The organism is Luteimonas sp. Soil_C_5, from assembly GCF_057656615.1.
Map to the genome: position 1 here is coordinate 122,005 of NZ_JBDGKA010000005.1, position 19,372 is coordinate 141,376.

The 19,372-nt window shown below is 70.6% G+C and carries 15 protein-coding genes; 9 read left to right on the forward strand and 6 right to left on the reverse strand.

Annotation, left to right across the window (positions count from 1 at the left end):
- The first annotated feature begins 564 nt into the window (after positions 1 to 564).
- Entirely contained in the window at positions 565 to 879 is a 315-nt protein-coding gene (locus tag AC3A5K_RS14905) for a hypothetical protein (protein WP_487618337.1), read from the forward strand.
- A gap of 241 nt (positions 880 to 1,120) precedes the next feature.
- On the opposite strand, the gene AC3A5K_RS14910 is transcribed toward AC3A5K_RS14905, so the two are convergent.
- Positions 1,121 to 1,669 carry a YaeQ family protein gene (locus AC3A5K_RS14910; protein ID WP_487618338.1) on the reverse strand — a complete coding sequence of 183 codons (549 nt, stop codon included), beginning with the start codon at positions 1,667 to 1,669 and terminating at the stop codon, positions 1,121 to 1,123.
- A gap of 253 nt (positions 1,670 to 1,922) precedes the next feature.
- On the opposite strand from AC3A5K_RS14910, the gene AC3A5K_RS14915 reads away from it, so the two are divergent.
- The gene (locus tag AC3A5K_RS14915) at positions 1,923 to 4,007 is read left to right on the forward strand and encodes a putative bifunctional diguanylate cyclase/phosphodiesterase (protein WP_487618339.1); all 2,085 of its coding nucleotides are present in this window, start codon (positions 1,923 to 1,925) and stop codon (positions 4,005 to 4,007) included.
- Positions 4,008 to 4,196: 189 nt separating this feature from the next.
- Here AC3A5K_RS14915 and AC3A5K_RS14920 read toward each other — a convergent pair whose 3' ends face one another.
- Positions 4,197 to 4,937, reverse strand: coding sequence for a hypothetical protein (locus AC3A5K_RS14920; RefSeq protein ID WP_487618340.1), 741 nt, complete (start codon positions 4,935 to 4,937; stop codon positions 4,197 to 4,199).
- Positions 4,938 to 5,100: 163 nt separating this feature from the next.
- On the opposite strand from AC3A5K_RS14920, the gene AC3A5K_RS14925 reads away from it, so the two are divergent.
- The 3 genes from AC3A5K_RS14925 (at position 5,101) to AC3A5K_RS14935 (ending at position 7,643) form a co-directional block, all read left to right on the forward strand.
- On the forward strand, positions 5,101 to 5,661 hold the full coding sequence (locus tag AC3A5K_RS14925) for a DUF1190 domain-containing protein (protein ID WP_487618341.1): 561 nt from the start codon (positions 5,101 to 5,103) through the stop codon (positions 5,659 to 5,661).
- A complete protein-coding gene (locus AC3A5K_RS14930) occupies positions 5,661 to 6,842 on the forward strand; it encodes a glutathionylspermidine synthase family protein (protein ID WP_487618342.1) in 1,182 nt (393 codons plus the stop codon). The genes AC3A5K_RS14925 and AC3A5K_RS14930 overlap by 1 nt, the downstream gene beginning before the upstream one ends.
- Before the next feature lie 327 nt (positions 6,843 to 7,169).
- On the forward strand, positions 7,170 to 7,643 hold the full coding sequence (locus AC3A5K_RS14935) for a hypothetical protein (protein WP_487618343.1): 474 nt from the start codon (positions 7,170 to 7,172) through the stop codon (positions 7,641 to 7,643).
- Between the two features lie 114 nt (positions 7,644 to 7,757).
- Here AC3A5K_RS14935 and AC3A5K_RS14940 read toward each other — a convergent pair whose 3' ends face one another.
- From AC3A5K_RS14940 to AC3A5K_RS14950, 3 genes are all read right to left on the reverse strand, one after another.
- Positions 7,758 to 8,150, reverse strand: a complete 393-nt coding sequence (locus AC3A5K_RS14940) for a barstar family protein (protein WP_487618344.1) — start codon at positions 8,148 to 8,150, stop codon at positions 7,758 to 7,760.
- 107 nt (positions 8,151 to 8,257) lie between these two features.
- Complete coding sequence (locus AC3A5K_RS14945; protein ID WP_487618345.1) at positions 8,258 to 8,812, reverse strand: YdeI/OmpD-associated family protein; 555 nt, start codon at positions 8,810 to 8,812, stop codon at positions 8,258 to 8,260.
- 255 nt (positions 8,813 to 9,067) lie between these two features.
- Positions 9,068 to 9,337 (reverse strand): hypothetical protein, encoded by a 270-nt coding sequence (locus AC3A5K_RS14950; RefSeq protein ID WP_487618346.1) that lies wholly within the window; start codon positions 9,335 to 9,337, stop codon positions 9,068 to 9,070.
- Between the two features lie 182 nt (positions 9,338 to 9,519).
- On the opposite strand from AC3A5K_RS14950, the gene AC3A5K_RS14955 reads away from it, so the two are divergent.
- Positions 9,520 to 9,960 (forward strand): DUF3597 domain-containing protein, encoded by a 441-nt coding sequence (locus tag AC3A5K_RS14955; protein WP_487618347.1) that lies wholly within the window; start codon positions 9,520 to 9,522, stop codon positions 9,958 to 9,960.
- 202 nt (positions 9,961 to 10,162) lie between these two features.
- Positions 10,163 to 11,032 (forward strand): type II toxin-antitoxin system RelE/ParE family toxin, encoded by an 870-nt coding sequence (locus AC3A5K_RS14960; RefSeq protein ID WP_487618348.1) that lies wholly within the window; start codon positions 10,163 to 10,165, stop codon positions 11,030 to 11,032.
- 87 nt (positions 11,033 to 11,119) lie between these two features.
- Here AC3A5K_RS14960 and AC3A5K_RS14965 read toward each other — a convergent pair whose 3' ends face one another.
- Positions 11,120 to 11,617: a hypothetical protein gene (locus tag AC3A5K_RS14965; protein ID WP_487618349.1), complete on the reverse strand. Its 498-nt coding sequence runs from the start codon at positions 11,615 to 11,617 to the stop codon at positions 11,120 to 11,122.
- 76 nt (positions 11,618 to 11,693) lie between these two features.
- Between AC3A5K_RS14965 and AC3A5K_RS14970 the strand changes: the two genes are divergently transcribed.
- Positions 11,694 to 18,737 carry a YadA-like family protein gene (locus AC3A5K_RS14970; RefSeq protein ID WP_487618350.1) on the forward strand — a complete coding sequence of 2,348 codons (7,044 nt, stop codon included), beginning with the start codon at positions 11,694 to 11,696 and terminating at the stop codon, positions 18,735 to 18,737.
- 94 nt (positions 18,738 to 18,831) lie between these two features.
- Positions 18,832 to 19,275, forward strand: coding sequence for an outer membrane protein assembly factor BamE (locus AC3A5K_RS14975; protein ID WP_487618351.1), 444 nt, complete (start codon positions 18,832 to 18,834; stop codon positions 19,273 to 19,275).
- Positions 19,276 to 19,372: the final 97 nt, after the last annotated feature.

Here is a 19,372-nt window from a genome sequence, read left to right on the forward strand (position 1 = left end):
GGCGCCGCGCACCCCGCCTGATCCGTGCACAGCGTCCGCGCGCTGCCGCGCAGCGTTATGCCGTGCGCGGCGCAGGGGCGCGTCTGACACCGGATGCCCGCCACCGGGCCTCGCCGGCCGAGCGCCTGCTGCAGCGCAGAATGCGGGCGGTGCCGCGCTGGGCTAGCGTCGGGCAGGCGACGACAGGGGGGAGCCCGGGCCCAGGCCGGTTCCGGTCGTCGACATCGAACTTCGCGTTTTGTCGTACCGCCAGCGGGGATCCGCTCCTGGCGCACACAGGTCGAAGGGAACACCGCATGGAGACCCGGTCCCGCACCGCGGTATGTGACGCGCTGTCGGCCGTCGCGCAGGGCTGTGCCCGCGATACGCGCCGTCGGCAACCGGCATCGCCGGACGGCACCCGCGCAGGGCCGCGTCATCGCGCACGGATGCCGTGCGCATGCCCCTGATGTCGAACGCCGCGACGCGCGCTGTACCGCGCCGCGCCGCGCTGCCGGCACCCACCGGGTGCCCCGACCTGTCCTGATTTCCGCCCCATTCCGATCCGCCGAAGGAGACGCGCGCATGACCGCACACCAGGATTCGACCCCGCCCGTGAACGCAGGAACGCCGCAGACCATCGCCCCACCGGTCCGTGACCATCGCACCGCGGTCTGGCTGCTCGCCGGGGCAGCTGTCGTGGTGGTCGTGGGCCTTACCGGATGGCGCATGGCCTCGCCGGCGTCCGTCGCAGGGACGCCGGCATCGTCGGCGCCTGCCACCGCGCAATCCGGCTACGCCGCGACCGCGATGGCGGCTGCCGGCAAGACCGGCACGGCGCCGGCGGCCGAAGTGGCCGTCGCCGAGCCTGCGGATCCCGCGGTGCCGGGGCGTCCCTGACAGCTGCACTGGATCGACGCGTGCAGACGCGTCGATCCAGTGGTGATCGCGCGGCGCGCTGCGCTCGCGCCCGAACCCGGTGTTCGATCAAGGCCGCTGTCTTAATTAGAGCAGGGGCGCTGCCGGTTGCACTCGCTGACACCGGGCCGTGCCTGGCGGTCGGTCCAGGGCCGCGGACACCGTGCGGCCATGGCCACATGCCGAGGCCCGTGCGGACCCGCAGGTCCGCGCGCGTCGTGCGTCAGGGCTTCGGCGCCTGCAGCACGCGCGGGGTCAGGGCGGCGCTGGCCTTCTCGCTCATCAACTGGAGTTCGCCGTCCTGGATCAGCGCGGTCAAACGCATGCCGCGTTCGAGCAGTGCGGTCGCCGCTTCCAGCGCATCGGGGTCGAGGTCGATCACGGTCAGGTTCTTCACCCGCGACAGCGCGGCCGCGTTCTTCTCCCACCAGATCGCCGCACTGCCGCCGCTGTAGCTGACTACGGCGATCTCGCGCGCGCGGCCGGCCGCCTTGCGGATCCGGGTTTCCACGGGCTGGCCGAGGTCGATCCACTGCTCGATGTCGCCGGTGTAGTCGCGGCGCCACAGGTCGGGTTCTTCCTCGTTGCTCAGGCCGCGTCCGAATTCGAGACGCTCATCGGCGAACAGCACGAACGCGATCAGCCGCGCCATCAGCCGCACCGGCGTTTCCGACGGATGCTGGGCCAGCGTGAGGTTGTGTTCCGCGTAGTACTGCCGGTCCATGTTGCTGACCTGCAGCTCGGCTTTGTAGATCGTCGCGTTGGGCGCCATGGGCCGGGCCAGCTCGAAGGGCGGGCAAGTGTATGCCCCGGGCGTCCTGTCTGCGTCCCTGCACGCCTGGTTGCTGGCCAGGACGCAGGGGGATCGCGCATCACACGGCGATTGCGACTGTCTGCATAAATTGCCGGGGTGGACACAAACTGCGCAGCCTGCTTCCTGTAAAACGCTGCGACGGCGTCCGGTGCAGCGCCGTTCGGGTCGATCGGGGGTGCACAGGGACGCAGCCTAGGACAGGGGGGCTGTGATGCAAACAGGATTGGTCGGGTCGTATGCGTGGCCTTTGGTCGCGACGTCGCTCGCAGTCGCGGTCGCGGCGTCGTATACCGCGCTGACGACGCTCGGGCGCATCCGCGCCGCCACCGATGCCACGGTGCGCGGCGGGTGGCTGGCGGGCGGGGCGCTGGCGATCGGTGTCGGCATCTGGTCGATGCACTTCATCGGCATGCTGGCGTTCCGGCTGCCGATTCCGATGGGCTACGACCCGTGGATCACCGGGATCTCCTTCGCCATGTCGGTCGGTGCATCGGGCTACGCCCTGTGGCTGGTGACGCGCGGGCCGCTGACGCGCCGGCGGCTGGCCGTCGGTGCGGTGGTCATGGGGCTCGGCATCGCGGCGATGCATTACGTGGGCATGGCGGCGATGCGCATGCATCCGGCCATCGAGTACCACGCGGGCTGGTTTCTGGCGTCGATCCTCATCGCGATCGCCGCGGCCGCCGTCGCCCTGGCCATCGCCGACCGCATCCGCGAAGGCGGCTGGCGCCAGCATCTCGACCATGCACTCGCCGCACTGGCGATGGGCACGGCGATCGCCGGCATGCACTACACCGGCATGGCGGCCGCCCGCTTCGAGGACGGCGCCGTCTGCGGCGCGGCGCTGCGCAATGGCCTGACGCCCGACACCTTGGCCACGTTGATCGTCGTGCTCACCGTCGCCGTGCTGGGCACCGCGATCACCGTCAGCACGCTCGACCGCCTGCTGCAGGAACGCACCGGTCGCCTGTCGGCCTCGCTGCGCGATGCCAATGCGCAGCTCACGCATCTGGCCCTGCACGACACGCTGACCGGCCTGCCGAACCGGCGTCTGCTGCTGGAACGGGTGGACGGCATGATCGAACGCGCAGTGACCGACGGCAGCACCTTCGCCACGCTGTTCATCGACCTCGACGGCTTCAAGGGCGTCAACGACACCTTCGGCCATGCCGTCGGCGACCAGCTGCTCACGCGTGTCGCGCGACTGCTGCGCGCGCTGCCCGGCGATGGCGGCACCGCGGCGCGGCTGGGCGGTGACGAGTTCGTGCTGGCGGTGTCGGTGGCCTCGCGTCTCGATGCCGCGCAGACCGCCAACGACGTGCTGCGCCAGCTCGGCGGTGCACTGCATCTGGACGGCTACGACGGCGTGCGCGTCAGCGCCAGCATCGGCGTCGCGGTGTATCCCGAAGACGGCGCGACTGCGCCCGCGCTGCTGACCCACGCCGATGCCGCGATGTACCACAGCAAGCAGACCGGCCGGAACGTGGTCAGCCTGTATCTGCCCGGCATGTCCGAGAACGCGCAGGACCAGGGCCAGCTGGCGCACGAGCTGCGTCGCGCCATCGAGCGCGGCGAACTCGTCCTGCATTACCAGCCGCAGGTCGACGGCATCGACGCGCGCGTGGTCGGCGTCGAGGCGCTGGTGCGCTGGCGGCATCCGCGGCTGGGCCTGCTCACGCCGGACCGCTTCATCGCCGTGGCCGAGCGCATGGGTCTGATCGTCGAACTCGGCCACTGGGTGCTGGAGGAGGCCTGCCGCCAGCGCGCGGCCTGGATCGCCGACGGTCTGGACGTGCCCAGCATCGCGGTCAACATTTCGCCGGTGCAGTTCCGCAGTGGCCAGCTGATGGCGCAGGTCGAAGCGGTGATGCGCGACCACGCCATGCCGCCGCGTGCGCTGACGCTGGAGATCACCGAATCGATGGCCATGCAGGAGCCCGACCGCGCGGTCGAACTGCTGGAGCGGCTGGACCGCGCCGGCGTGCGCATCGCCATCGACGATTTCGGCACCGGCTATTCCAGCCTCGCCTACCTGGCCCAGCTGCCGGCGCACGAGCTGAAGATCGACCGGCGCTTCGTCGCCAACCTGGACCGCGGTCCGCGCGATGCCGCGATCGTGCAGTCGGTCATCCTGCTCGCCGATCAGTTGGGCATGGATGTCGTCGGAGAAGGCGTGGAGACCGCCGCCCAGGCGCAGCGGCTGATCGCGATGGGCTGCCGCCGGCTGCAGGGCTATCACTTCGGCCGGCCGCAACCGGCCGATGCGTTCCGCGCTGTGGCGGACGCCGTGGTCTAGCGAAGCGAATGCGATCGGCCGCACCGGCGGGTCGCCACGGTGCGAAGCCGGTCCGGGCTGCCGGCGATCGCCGTGCCCGACGTCTGCCCAGGCATCGCGCGCGCGTCGATGCGCGGTCTTACGGGCGCCAGTGCGCGTGCGTTAACGCCAGCCGCGCGCGCGGCGACGGCATGACGTCGGAAGCGTCGTCTATCGCGTCGCGGTGAGCGCCGGCTCGAATCCGAAGCCGTTGCCGATGTCGGTGATGCACACCGGCGCCTTCGATTGCAGACGCATCGGCTGCTGCGGGCCCGGGGCGTCCGAGATCGTGCCCGCCTGCGTCCACGCCCGACCCGTCAGGTAGTTCACGCTTTCGGTCAGGGTCGCGCCCGATGCCCGGTGCACGCTGTTTTGATCGAAGCCCACCAGCCGCATGCAGTCGCCTTCAAGCCGGAACGTGAAGGTCCGGTTGCTCATCGTCCAGGACCCGGCGCTGGCAAAGCTGTCGAGCGAAACCACCCAGGTGCGGTTCGCGCGGATGGCGACCGCGGCGCTGGCATCGCCGCCGAGGTAATCGTCCATCACCGGCGACTCCGGGCGCGGCACCAGGGTGTGGTCGACCATCACCCGACGCCAGCGGCCGTCCGCCTCCGCCACCAGCGCCAGCAACATGCGCGGATTGGTGTCGAAGCGCGGCGGTCCCATCCCGTCGTTGTCCACCACGTTGGCGGCCGCGTCCATGCGCAGGACCAGCAGTGCGTCCTCGCGCGCATCGGTGTCCAGCCGGCCGCGGGCCAGATGTTCCACGCGCCAGCCCGGCGGCACGAAGGCTTCGGGCGTGGCCGCGCGTTCGGCGATCCGCGGCACCGTCACCTCGGGCAGCTCGAAGGCCTGCGCGGACGCGGCTGACACGCCGCACGCGGCGACCACAACGAAAAGAAACTGGCGCATGCGGACTCCCGATGTTGGGCTGGCATTGTCGTACAGCCGCGCCGGCGCGTCCGCCGTCCGTGCAGGTGCTGCAGACCGGAGGCCACCGGCCGTGCATCCGTTTCTTTGCCCATGCATCCGCGGGCGGGCATCATGACGGGCTGCCAGAGACCGGATCACGCGCATGAAGCGATCGAAGACCACTGCCCTGCTGCTGATGGGCGCCGCGCCGCTGCTGTTCACCGCCTGCGAGCCCAGCGCCTCCATCCAGCCGCCGCTCGATACGGTGCAGGAAGGCCTCTACACCTCGGTCGACCGCTGCGCCGAAGCCACTGGCGATGCCTCGACCTGCCAGGCCGCGTCCGAGCATGCCAAACAGCAGGCCGCCGACGCCGCGCCGCAGTACGCCACGCGCGCCGAATGCGAGCGTGACTATCCGGCCGAGCAGTGCGCCGAACAGCGCACGACCGCCGGGCATTCCTTCATCGGTCCGCTGATGGCGGGCTTCTTCCTGTCGCAGATGATGGGCGGCAACCGCGCGGGCATGGCCCAGCGCGCGCAGGCGACGCCGGCGTTCCGCGACAACACCAACGGCTGGCTGCGTTCGACCGGTGCGCCGGCGGCAGGCGCCGCTGCGGGCCGCGCCGGTCTGACCCCGGTGGCTGCAACGCCCGACCGCGCGACCACCGTCAATCGCGGCGGCTTCGGCGCCCAAGGCCGCAACCGCAGCAGCGCCGGCGGCTGATGCGCCGCGTTCCGATCGTCGAGCGCGGCGACTGGCGCGCGCGCGCTGCCGACTGCGGGTTCCGCTTCCACACCATCGACGGCGAACGCTACTGGGACGAACGCGCCTATTACGCGTTCACCCTGCAGCAGATCGAACGCGACCTCGAAGATCCCAGCGTCGAGCTGCACGAGATGGCGATCGCGCTGGTCGACGAGATCGCCGGCAGCGATGCGCTGATGCACCGGCTGGCGATTCCCGAGCCGTTCCGCGACTGGATCGCAGAGAGCTGGCGCCGCCGCGACGGCCATCTCTACGGCCGACTGGATTTCGCCTACGACGGGCAGGGCCCGGCCAAACTCTACGAACTCAACTACGACACGCCGACCTCGCTGTTCGAGGCCGCGTTCTTCCAGTGGCAGTGGCTCGAGGACCAGCGCGAGTCCGGCCGCCTGCCGGCCTCGGCCGACCAGTTCAATTCGATCCACGAGGCGCTGGTCGAGCGCTTCGGCACGCTGTCGTCGCAGCTGCCGCCGCCGCTGGTGTTCGCGGCGATGCGCAGTTCCGAAGAAGACCAGGGCACGGTCGAGTATCTGCGCGACTGCGCGGCGCAGGCGCATCTGCACGGCGCCGCGATCGCGCTGGAAGACATCGGCCTGTCGGATGACGGCCGCTACACCGATCCGGACGACATCGTCATCGGCTCGCTGTTCAAGCTGTATCCGCTGGAAGACCTGTTCGAGGACGACTTCGGCCGCGCGCTGCCGACGTCCGGGCTGCGCCTGCTCGAGCCGCCGTGGAAGGCGCTGCTCAGCAACAAGGGCGTGCTGCCGTTGCTGTGGGCGCGCCATCGCGGTCATCCCAACCTGCTGGCCGCCGAATTCGACGACGGCAGCGCCCTGCCTGCGGGCTGGGTGCGCAAGCCGCTGCATTCGCGCGAGGGCGCCAATGTCGCGATGCATCTGCCCGACGGCCGCTGGGTGGAAAGCGCGGGCCCGTATACCGGCGCGTGCATCCGCCAGGCCCTGCATCCGTTGCCCGAGTTCGACGGCCACTACCCGCTGATCGGCAGCTGGGTCGTCGGCGATGCCGCCTGCGGCATCGGCATCCGTGAGGACGACGGTCCGATCACCCGCGACACCGCGCGCTTCGTGCCGCACGCCATCGTCGAGGACGGCGCGCAGAGCGTGTTCTACGCCTGAGTGCGGCGCGGGCCGGTGTCGCCCGCGCACGCGCTGGAACGGTCCGCCGTCGCGGCATTGCCTGTTCGATGCGTCGTGGCGCGCGTCTAATGCCCCGCGTCCAGTGCGGGTGCAGTCTGCATCCGCTGCACGGCGCCGCGCATCCGGCGGCGTGGCAGCCTGTGTCGGTGCGCGCCGCACACCCCGATCCGACGCGTGCCAACGGCCGATGAAGCAGGAGCGCACCCCTCGGGTTGACCCCAGGTGCCATGCGCCGCGACGCCCGGCACAGTGCACACCGGGCTGCGCATGGCCCGCGATCCTCCCCCAACTTCTGGAGCAGATGGCATGAGCGACGGCACTTCGGGCGTCTCCGGCAACGACGGCAGCAGCGCTTCCAACGACGCGCGCGGCACTGCCGCCGAGGCCGCCGCCCAGCACGATCTCGACACCGCCGGCAATGCCGCCAGCGAAGCCGGCACGGCATCGAAAGCCGCGGTCGATGCCGCCGCTGCCGGCGATGTCTGCAATGCCGAAGCCGCGACCACCCGCGCAGAGGCCGCCGCGGTCGATGCAGAGGCCGCTGCCGCCGCACTCGCCGACATCGCCGAACAGACGCCGACGCCGGCCACCCAGGCGATGGCGGCCTTCGGTGCGGACTACGCCGCCGAAGCACGTTCCGCGGCCGATGCGGCGCGCAGCGCGCTCGATGGCGTCCAGGCGGACCAGGGTCTGGGCGCCTGCGTCGCCGAAGCGCCGACCTCGCCGACCCAGGGCCTGGCGCTGGGCACCATCAACCAGCTCGGCGCGATCTGGTCGTAAGCGTCGACGGCCCAGCTGTCGCGCGCACATCTGCACGCGGGCCTGGGCTGTTCGCCGACACAGCAACGCCACCACCTGCGTGCAGGCGTTCCAGCATCTCCGGCGCGCACTGCGTCAGCGCGGCAACAGCGTGATGTTCGGATGCGCTGCGATGATCGACAGCACGATGTCGAAATAGGTCTGGCCGGTGCCGGCATCCAGCGCCTCGAGTTCGGCCTGGAACCGCGCCCGGTCGAAGCGTTCGGGCGCGTCCAGCTTGCCTTGCAGATACTGCCGCGTGGCCGCGACGCCCAGTGCCGCGCGGCTCGCCTCGAAGTTCGTCCAGACCAGCGTCACCGGCGCATCGCCGTCGAGCGCGCCGTAGCCGCCGTAGAACAGGTCGTCGAGCGCGTCGAGGCTCGGTCCCAGCTGCCAGTCCTCGTTGGCCATGCACACCCGGTTGATCTCGTCGTAGAACGAGGCGATGTCGTGGATGCGGCGGCCGTCGAGGGTGAGGGTGGTGGGCATGGCGTGGGTCATGTCGGGTGCAGCACCGCACGTTAGCGGGCAGGGCGTGTCCGGGCTGGCGACGCGTGTCGAGCGCGACGCCGCCAGCGGCGTGCATGCCGCGTCGCTCAGTCCGCCGCGGCCTCGGGCGCGCCGATGTTGCCCGCGCTGTAGAGGCCCGAACGATCGAAGCAGCAGGCTCGGCGCTTGCCCGAGCCCAGCATGTCGCAGGCGGTGGCGAGGCGCTTCACGCGGGTCTCGGCTTTCTTGCCGGATGTGATCCAGTGGATCCAGTCGCGACGCTGCACCGCGGTCAGCGTGGCCCACTGCGTCTGCGCCGCCGGGTGCGCGGCAAAGGTCTTGCGCACGTCGGCGGGCACTGCAGGCTCGGGCTCGACCGCCACGGGGGTGAACACGAGGGCGACCGAGGCACCGGCCGTCACGCCGGCGGCTTCGGCCAATGCAGGCTCGACCTGCGTCCAGTGACTGCCGGCGCCGTCGGGCGACAGGGTGGTCTGGAACGGCTGGCCGTCGAATGTGCCCTCGACCGTGGTCATGCCGCGCGACGGCAGCTTCGCGCTGGCGGCAGCGGGCAGCACCAGGAACGTCCAGGTCGCGCGCGTCAGCGTGGCCGGACGCAGCAGGCGGGCGGTGCAGCGGATCGGGGCGGCGGATCGGGGCACCGATCGATAATAGTCCGCACGGATGTCGCGGCAGCGCTACCGGTCATCACGTGCGAGTCGGTCGCCCTGCACCTGTGCTCATAGACAAGCGCACCACAGCCACTACCGCCCCCGCGCGGCCAAGTGACACGTGCCGGCTCCCGGACAGGAGTGCACAACCGCGCTCCTCCGCGTCTGAAGCTGCGCGCGCCCGGTGATACAGCTTGGGGCATCAGGTGTTATTGGTGATCGCAGTGGTGCTGTATCCCGCAGAGCTCAGCCGAAGCGTTCTGGCGCATCCTGCAGCTGCAGCGTCGTCGTCGGTTCGATGTCGGGCAGATCGATGTCGATCGGCTTGCGCGCCACCCACGCCATGATCATCGTGAGCACGAACATGCCGACGAAGATCGCGGCAGCAAGTCCCACCAGAACCTTGAATGCCCGGTGGGTCCAGGGCGGGGGCCGGCGTGGATAGCCGCACTGCGCGCACGTTCTGGCGCGTTCGCTGATTGGCTGGCTGCATTCTTCGCATTGGATCAGGGCCATGGGCACGTCCTGTGGATGAAGGAAGCGCGTTGCGCGGGGACTCCACCGCGGCAAGCAGGGACAGCCTAACGCGGTGTGACATCCGGGCCGTGCACAGGCGACCGTCCCGATGCACACGCTTTCATTCGATCTTTCCGTCCCGGCCCACAGACTCGACCTCCCGTCACCCGGAGGTTTACCGCATGGGCCTGTTCTCCAAGATTTCCGATCGCATCTTCGGGCGCAAGACCGCGCCTGCCCCGGCGCCGGCCGCATCCAAGCCCGCGGCCGTGATCTTCACCGGCAGCGAGCACGACCCCAAGGTCTCGCCGACCGCGCGCAATCCCGCGCCCGCCGCCGCCCCGGCCGCTGCGCCGAAGGCCGAGCCGGTCGACGTCGAGGCCGTGCTCAGCGGCATCGCCGAGACCAAGGGGGGGCCGAGCGACTGGCGTCACTCGATCGTCGACCTGCTGAAGCTGCTGGACCTCGATTCCAACCTCGAAGCCCGCAAGGAACTGGCCACCGAGCTCGGCGTCAACGCCGGCGCCCATGGCAGCGCCGAGCAGAACATCGCGCTGCACAAGGCGGTCATGCGCAAGCTGGCCGAGAACGGCGGCAAGGTGCCGGACGCCCTGAAGGACTGATCCGCCGCGTGGTGCCGCAGAACGCGCCCCGGTCCCTGCGGCCGGGGCGCGTGCGTTCGGGACGGACAGCCCGGTCCCGTCGTAGATGCCTGTGCATCTGCGCGCAAGGGAACTCGCCCCACGCCGCGTTACGATGCGGCACTCCCCCGGTTCCGCTCAAATCCCGCATGAAGGCCCGCACCCCCGACGCATCGCCGGTGGCATGAGTACGACGTCGCGTCACGCGGAGCGCCGGGCCGCGCCCCGGATCGAACGTCTGCAGCCCTGGATTTCCGCCGTGCTCAGCGCGCTGCTGCACGTGCTGTTCGCGTGGCTGCTGCTGACCTCGCAGCCGATGGTGTTCACGACGCCGCAGGGCTCTTCGGCCGGCAGCCCGATGGTCGTGGAATTCGTCGGGGTCACGCCGCCGCAACCCGTGACCGCGCCGGTGCCCAGCCCACCGCTGACGACCCCGCCCGCCCGGCCTGCGCCTGCACCGTCACGCGTGGTGACCACACGGGTCGAGGAACCGGCCGAGCCGTTGCCCCCCGACGAAACTCCGCCTGCGGACATCGTGGCCGAACAGACCCCGCCACGGCCCGCGCCCCCGGCGGTGCCCACGCCGCCGCAGCCCGCGCAGTCGCAGGCTGCTGCCAGCCCGCCGGATGCGCAGCGTCGTACCCGTGTCTGGGGCCAGCCGCCCGGCATGCTGCCCGAGGCCACCGCGCCGGTGAACGCCGGCCGCGAACGCACCGCGCGCATCGGCCGGGGCCGTGGCCGCGATTCCACGTCCGACCAGCCCAGCCTCGAAGTGGGCGGCTACCAGGTGATCTACGACACCACCAGCGAGTCGCGCCTGCGCGAGTGGCGCGACGAGGGCGTCACCGAACTCTTCATTCCGCTGCCCGGCACCCGCGACTACATGGTCTGTCCGCTGGAAACGGCGCTGCGCCGCGAGTCCAGCGACTGCCGCATGCTCGCGCCCGAGGATCCGGAAATGGCCAACGTCCGCGACTCGCGCGAAGTCATCGGCTTCCATCGCGTCTACCGCCGCGGCGAAGTGGTCTGGCGCGGGCCGGGGCCGTACCGCTGAGTCGGGAGCGGCGTGCGCGGCGCCATTCGCCGGCATCCGATGGCGCCTGCGGGCAGGCAGGCTGTCCGCGTTCCGCCCGTCAGGCCGTTACAGGTCAGCCTGCGAAAACCGCTCGTTGAGGGTGTAGACGAGCCGCCCGATTGCAGGCGTGAGGCACTCGTTGAACGTGGCCGGATCCGGACAGCGCGCGTCGACCTCGGCCGCGCGCTGCCGCAGATCCGCGGTCGCGAGGATGGCGCGTGCCTCCGCATAACAGACGGCCGCCGGTGATCCCTGCCGCAACGGACCGTGGCGGGCGATGCAATACGTCATCGCACTCGCCAGCCCGGCGGCACTGACCGCGTGGATCGCCCGCGGGGCCGACGGTTGCGGGGGCGCTGCGGCCGCCGGACTGGCGCACAACACGGCCATGACGGTCAGAACGACACCGGTCAGACCGGTGCGTCGGGCGGATACGCGATGCATACGAAGGCCTCTTTGCGTCAAGGAGTGACGTGAGGGGGGCAGTCCTGCCCCGCGCTCGGATCGACACTCGTGTTGTGGAAACGTTAACAAATGAAGTGTGACCGAGTTGGCATCAAACATGCTTTGGTTCCGCGACATCCGTCACAGATAAATCGTGACATCGCATCGGGCCATCGGTCCGCACGGAGATCGAGCAATGAACAGGGTATTTCGGAAAGTCTGGAACGCGCGCCTCGCAGCATGGGTCGTGGCGTCGGAATTCGCCACCGGCGATGCGCCGACACGCGCGTCGGGCGTAGACGCGACGCGTCGCGGCCCGCTCGCGGCCGGCGTGCTCGCCCTGTTCGTGTCTGCAGCCTGCCTCCCGCTCGCGGCGCAGGACTTCACCGTCACCGACGGCACCACGCGCGCCCAGATCGGTGCCGAAGGCACGGTGACGTTCCGCGGTGACACCAATATCGGCGTCCGTCAGACCGGCACCGACGACGAGGCGGTCATCGAGATCACGCTGGCCCCCAACCTCGAGGTCACCCGCGTCATCACCGGCGACACCCGTCTCGACACCAATGGCGTGGCCATCGGCAACGTCGTGCTGGGCGCGAACGGCCTGACCCTCGGCGCGGGCGCGCCCAGCATCACCACCGCGGGCATCCAGGCCGGCGGCCTGGTGATCGGCGGCGTCGCGCGCGGCACCGCCAACGACCATGCCGTGAACATGGCCCAGCTGCGCGAGGTCGAAACCCAGGCGGCTGCCGGTTGGAACGTGGCCGTCGGCGGCACGACGCGCAACATCGGTCCTGACGACACGGTCACCATCACGGGCGACAGCAACGTGCGCGTCACCCTCGGCGGCGCCGACGATGCGGCCAGCCTGCAGCTCGGCCTCGCCCCCGACGTGGCGGTGACCAGCCTGACGGCCGGGGCCACGGTCGTGTCGAACACCGGCGTCGCCATCGGCAGCATCACCCTCGGCGCGACCGGCCTTTCCGTGACCGGCGGCCCCAGCGTCACCACCGCCGGCATCGACGCCGGCGGCCTGCGGATCGCCAACGTCGCCGACGGTGTGGTGGGCGCTGACAGCCAGCAGGCGGTCACCGGCCACCAGCTCTACATGCTGCGCGAGGAACTCTTCGCCGACGGCATCGGCGTGAAGTACTTCCATGCCAACTCGACTGCCCCCGACTCCGTCGCCGAAGGCCAGGAATCGGTCGCGATCGGACCGCGGACGATCACCCAGGGGGCCAGCAGCCTGGCCGCGGGCGAAGGCGCCCGCACGTTCGAGGGCGCCGCGGCCAGTGTCGCCATCGGCCAGGACGCGCGCGTTGGCACCCCGCGCGAAGGCAATCTGCGCGGCGGCGACGGCGAAGCCTCGGTCGCCATCGGCCGCAACGCCTTTGCGGCTGGCAACAGCGGCCTGGTCCTCGGCGACGGCGCGCAGGCCAACACGGTGTTCGCCGACCACGCGATCGTGATCGGCAGCGGCGCCCAGACGAACGGTCCGACCAGTGAGCAGGTCATGGCGATCGGCCGGGCGGCGACCGCCACCGGCACCAGCACCACCGCGATCGGCCACCAGGCCAGCGTCAGCGGCGTGAACACCGTGGCGCTCGGTCCGCAGGCTGCCGCAGGCGGTCTCGAGACCGTGGCGATCGGCCAGCAGGCCAGTGCGCAGGGCACCTCGACGGTGGCCTTGGGCCGCAGCGCCGTGGCCACCGGCACCGGCACCCTGGCGATCGGCGACAGCGCACGCATCGATTCCACCTCGGTGAGCAACGCCTTCGCGATCGGCACCGGTGCGCAGATCGAAGGCGCCTTCGCCAGCGGCGCGCTGGCCGTCGGTCACGCTGCACGCGCCAGCGGCGGCAATGCCACGGCCGTGGGTGCGTCAGCCTTCGCCTCCGGCACCAGCAGCGTCGCACTGGGCAGTGCCACCGCCAACAGCGGCAGCGCGATCGCGGTGGGTACCGGTGCCTTCGGCGGCTCGCAGGACGGTATCGCAGTCGGCACGGGTGCCGGTGTCGGCACTGCAGGCAACGCCGGCAACGACCGCACTTCGCACATCGCCATCGGCACGCGCGCGGGCAACGGCGTTGAAGGCAACCAGACCGTTGCGCTCGGTTATGAGGCCGGCAGCAACGTGAGCGGCGACTACAACATCGCCATCGGACCGGAGGCCGGCAGCGGCATCACCGGCGACGAAAACGTCTCGATCGGTCTCCGTGCCAACTTCGGCGCGGGCGCGATCGACCGCGCGACCGCGGTCGGTTCCGAGACCCGCGCCGAACGTGACGGCGTCGCCGTCGGGTTCAACGCCACGGCCACTGGCGTCGGCGGCATCGCGGTGGGTTCGGAATCCACGGCCGAGGCGGACGGCGTCGCCCTGGGCCGCAACGCGCGCGCCAGTGGCGGCAGCGTGGCGCTCGGCATCGGCTCGTGGGCCGACGCGGCCGATGCAGCGGGCGCGAGCTTCCTGACTGGCCAGACCTCGAGCGCCGGGACCGTGGTCTCGGTCGGCGACAGCGGGATCGGCGGTCGCCCAACGCTGCAGCGGCGAATCGTCAACGTCGCCGACGGCGCGCAGTCGCACGACGCAGTCAACGTCAATCAGCTGCGCGCCGCGCAGGGCGCGACCGCGAACCTCATCAGCTCCACACTGTCGGTGAATCCGGACGGCAGCTACGGTGGCTACGTCATTGAACTGACCGACGACCAGAACAACCCCCAGCGCTACACCACGGTCGAAGGTGCCTTGCGTGCTGTGGTGAGGGGCGAGGTCAATACCGCCCTGCCTGCGAACGCAGTGGTCTACAACGCCGACGGTTCGATCACCCTCAACGGTCCCGCGACCGCGACCAACCAGGCGGTCAACCTGGGCCAGCTCAACGCCGCGATCGACGAGAACACACCGCGCTACTACAGCATCAACTCCAGCCAGCCGAGCAACCGCGACAACATGGGCGCCACCGGCGCCGACGCGATCGCGATCGGTCCGCAGGCCGACGCCGACGGTGACGCGTCGCTGGCCGTCGGTTACCAAGCACGCGCGCAGGGCGACCAGTCGGTCGCGCTGGGCTTCAACGTCGCCGCGCTGGCGGCGCACACCACCGCGATCGGCAACGGCAGCCAGGTCTACGACAAGGGCGGCGTGGCGATCGGCGAGCGCGCGGTGTCGCGTGGCGATAACTCGGTCGTGATCGGTACCGGCGCGCGTGCCGACCGCCAGACGCCCGAAGCCTCGGTCGACAATGCGGTCGTCATTGGCACCGCCGCAGAAGTGACGGCAGAGGATGGTGTGGCGATCGGAACCCGTGCGGTGGCGTCGGGCGTGCGCGCTGCCGCCCACGGCGTGGAGGCGCTCGCGAACGCCGCCGATGCACAGGCGTCCGGTACCCGCGCGCTGGCAAGCGCCACCAACGCCCAGGCCAGCGGCACCGACGCGCACGCGGATGGCATCAACGCGATAGCGGCCGGCACCGACAGCCGGGGCCTGGCCAGCAACAGTGTGGCGATCGGCACCGGGGCGGTCTCGGGCTTCGCGCCGCTGCCCGGCCAGGAGAGCAGCAACGTCAACACGATCGCGATCGGCAACGGCGCGCAGGCGACGTTCCAGGACGCGACCGCGATCGGTCATGCATCGCATGCGACCATGACGGCTGCAGCGGCCTTCGGCGATAACGCCAACGCCGGCGGTGTCGCCGCGCTCGCGCTTGGCCGCAACGCCGCCGCCAGCGGCAACCAGTCGATTGCGCAAGGCGATGACGCCCGTGCCAGTGGCCTCTCGGCGATCGCCCAAGGCACGGCATCGCGCGCAAGTGGACAAGGCGCCGCCGCGCTCGGCCGTGGCGCGCAGGCGACGCAGGCCGCCGCGACCGCTGTTGGTGACGACGCGCGTGCAAACGGTCTCAACGCAACCGCCGTCGGTACCGGCACGCGCGCCAATGGCCAGACGTCGGCCGCGTTCGGCAGCGGCGCACAGGCGCAGGCGCTCAACTCCCTCGCGCTCGGCGCGCTGAGCAATGCGGCGGCCGAAGGCGCGTCCGCCATCGGCAGCGGTACCCAGGCCACCGGCCTGCGTTCGCTGGCGCTGGGCCAGAACGCGGTGGCCGCGCACCAGCGCTCGGTCGCGCTGGGTGATAACGCGGTGACCGCGATTGCGGTCGAGACCGAGTCGACCGAGATCGATGGCCGGACCTACGACTACGCCGGTACCGCCCCGATCGCCACGGTGAGCATGGGCCGCTTCGAGGAAGAGCGGACCCTGACCCACGTCGCGGCAGGCCGCGTGAACGCGCAGAGCACCGATGCCGTCAACGGCAGCCAGCTCTTCGCCGCGCACCAGGCCACCGAGGCCGTCGCCGACGACGTCGACACGCTGGGGTCCAGCGTCGCAGGCGCGCTCGGCGGCACCTCGACCTACGATGCGAATACGCACCAGGTCAGCCCCGGCCTCACCGTCGGCGGCACCAGCTACCAGACCGTCCAGGGCGCACTGACCGAAGCCGCGCGCGGCTGGAACGTCACTGCGCAGGGCGCGAACGCGACGGCTGTGGGCATCGAGAGCGTCACCGGCAACAGCGTCGACCTGCGCAATGTCGACGGCAACATCGTCGTGTCCAAGACCACGGGCAACAACGACGTCGTGTTCGACCTGGCCGACCAGATCACGGTCACGCGCGTCACCGCCGGAAACACGGTGCTCGACACCACAGGCGTGGCGGTGACCGGCGCGGGTGGACGCATCGGCCGGTTGAATGGCGACGGCCTGACGGCCACGCTCGGCGCCAACCAGACCCGGGTCACCGCGTCCGGCGTGTCCGCGACCAACGGCACGCACACCAGCACGCTGGCGCCGACGGCGATGACCGTGGGTGGTGCAGCCCCGGTCACGGTCAGCGGCGCCACCGGCACCATCAACGGTCTGCAGAACCGCACCTTCGATCCCAACAACTTCACCAGCGGCCGCGCCGCGACCGAGGACCAGCTGGCCCTCGTGCGCAATGCGGTGGAAGCCATCGATGGCGGCTGGGTCGTGACCGATGCCAACGACAACCGCGCTGCCATCGGCCCCGACGGCGTGGTCACGTTCCTTGGCGATACCAACCTGACGGTCGCACAGACCGGCGTCGACCAGGCCGGCGTGGTGGCCATCACGCTCAACCGTGCGCTCGACGTCGACAGGGTCAACGTCGGCGAGCATGTGTTGGACGGCACCGGCCTCACCGTGACCGACGGTGCCGGCAACGCCAGCGTGGTCGGTTCGGGCACCGTGGCCGTCACCGGCAACGGCGGCACGACCTCGATCGGCGGGACCGCGATCACCGTCGGCGGCGGTGCGAATCCGCTGACCGTTGATGGCGCGGCCGGCACGATGACCGGTCTGAGCAACCGCACCGTGACCGCCCCCGCGTTCGCCGACGGCTCCGGTCGCGCAGCGACCGAGGAGCAGCTGCAGCAGGTCAACCAGTCGGTCAACGCCGGGTGGAACGTCGCGGCCGACAGCGGCACTGCCGCCAACATCGGGCCGAACGGCACGGTGACTTTCCGCGGCGACACCAACATCGCCGTCAGCCAGACCGGCGTCGACCAGAATGCCGAAATCGCCGTCACGCTCAGCCGCGATCTGGCCCTCGACAGCGTAGAACTCGACGACACCCGCATCGACACCACCGGCGTGGCCGTCGGCACGAACGTCCAGCTGGGCAACACCGGTCTTGTGATCCAGAACGGCCCCAGCGTGACGACCAGCGGCATCGATGCCGGCGGCACCGCGATCATCAACGTCGCCAACGGCGTCGACGACACCGACGCGGTCAATCTGAGCCAGCTCCGTGACACCGTGGCCGCTGGCCGGACGCGCTATTACGGCGTGAACTCGAGCGGCGGCGGCAACGAGAACGGCGGCGGTGCAACGGGTGACGATGCCATCGCTTCGGGCAAGGACGCGTCCGCGCAAGGCGACGATGCAGTGGCCATCGGTCGTGGCAGCGCAGCGGACGAGGCCGGTGCAATGGCGCTCGGCACCCAGTCCCAGGCGCTGGCGGTGAACAGCCTCGCGATCGGCGCCGGTGCGATCAGCACCCACGCCAACAGCATCGCGCTGGGGGCGGGATCGGCGACGACCGTAGGCGCGCGCAGCGGCTACCAGGGCGCGTACGTCGGCACCAGCAGTTCCACCGGTGAGCTCAACGTCGGAGGACGCCAGATCACCGGCATCGCGGCAGGTTCGGCGGCGACCGATGCGGTCAACGTCGCCCAGCTCGATGCGGGCGTTGCGCAAGCCAACAGCTACACCGACAGCCAGGTTGGCGCGGTCAACGGCCGCATCGACCAGCTCGACAGCCGCGTGACGACGATCGAGGGCGATCTGGTCGACATCCGGGGTGACATCACCGACATCCAGGGCGACATCGTCGACATCCGGGGTGACATCACCGCCATCGGCGACCGCGTCGACAGCATCGAAAACGTAGTGGCGGGTGTCGACACGCGCATCGACGGGCTGGAGACCGGTGCGAACGGCGCGTTCCGCATCAGCCAGGGCGAACCCTACGTCGCGCCCGTCGCATCGGGCAGCAACGCCACCGCCGGCGGCAACGGTGCGGTCGCCAGCGGCAACAACGGTGTCGCGATCGGCAACCAGGCCGTCGCCAGCGGCGCGGGCAGCACCGCGCTGGGCCAGGGCGCCACCGCCTCGGCCGCAGACAGCACGGCGATCGGTCGCGGCGCCGCCGCCAGCCACGGCAACAGCGTTGCGCTGGGTGCAGGGTCGGCAACGACGGTCGGTGCGCAGGCCAGTTACAACGCGGCCTATGTGGGCAACAGCCGCTCGACCGGCGAAGTGAACGTCGGCGGACGCACGGTGACTGGTGTCGCACCCGGTATCGCGGGCACCGACGCCGTCAACGTCAACCAGCTCAACGCCGGCGTCAACCAGGCGATCACCGCGTCGAACCAGTACACCGACGGCCGGATCGCGCAGGTCGAAGAGGACATGTGGTCGCTCAATCGTGGCTATCGCGGCGCGACGGCCTCGGCGATGGCGATGGCGGGTCTGCCGCAGGCGTACCTGCCGGGCAAGAGCATGCTGTCGGCCAGCTTCGGCGGCTATCAGAGCGAATACGGCATGGCCGTCGGTCTGTCGGGCATCACCGACAACGGCCGCTGGGTCTACCGCGCGCAGGCCAGTGGCAACACCGCCAGCGAGTGGGGCTTCTCCGTCGGCGCCGGCATCCAGTGGTGAGTCCGACGTCCGCCTGACAGGGCCCGGCGCATGCGCCGGGCCCCCGCATCCATCCAGGGGCGCCGGTGCGCGCCCCCAGCCGAGAACCGAACCCATGATCAACCGTTTCCTTGCCCGCCAGATCGGCGTGGCCCTGCTCGTCACCGTCGCTACCGGCGTCCTCGCCGGTTGCGGCACCCGCTATGTCAGCCGTGACATCTCGCCCGAAGGCGTCGCTGGCGAGGTGGTCTTCCCCGATCCCGCCTATGCGGTCCTGGTCGGCGGCACCATGCCGGATCTCGACGCCCTGCGCGCAATCGGCCCGGGCGTCACCAAAGACCAGCTGTATCAGGCGCTGGGCCGCCCGCACTTCCGCGAAGGTCTGGTCGGCGTGCGTGAGTGGGATTACCTCTTCCAGTTCCGCACCGCTGACGGCCCGGTGTCATGCCAATACAAGGTGATCTTCGACAGCGAGTACCGGGGTCAGAGTTTCCATTGGCTGCCGGCTTACTGCCTGCAATCGATCGAGGCCGCTGCCGACGCATCCGCTGCCCCCTGATCCACTGACGGCCGGCGTTGTGCCGCGTGCATCGCGCCGGCCGTTTGTTTCTTATGACGCAGTGTGTGTGTCCTGCACTGCGAGGGCGGATCTGCGG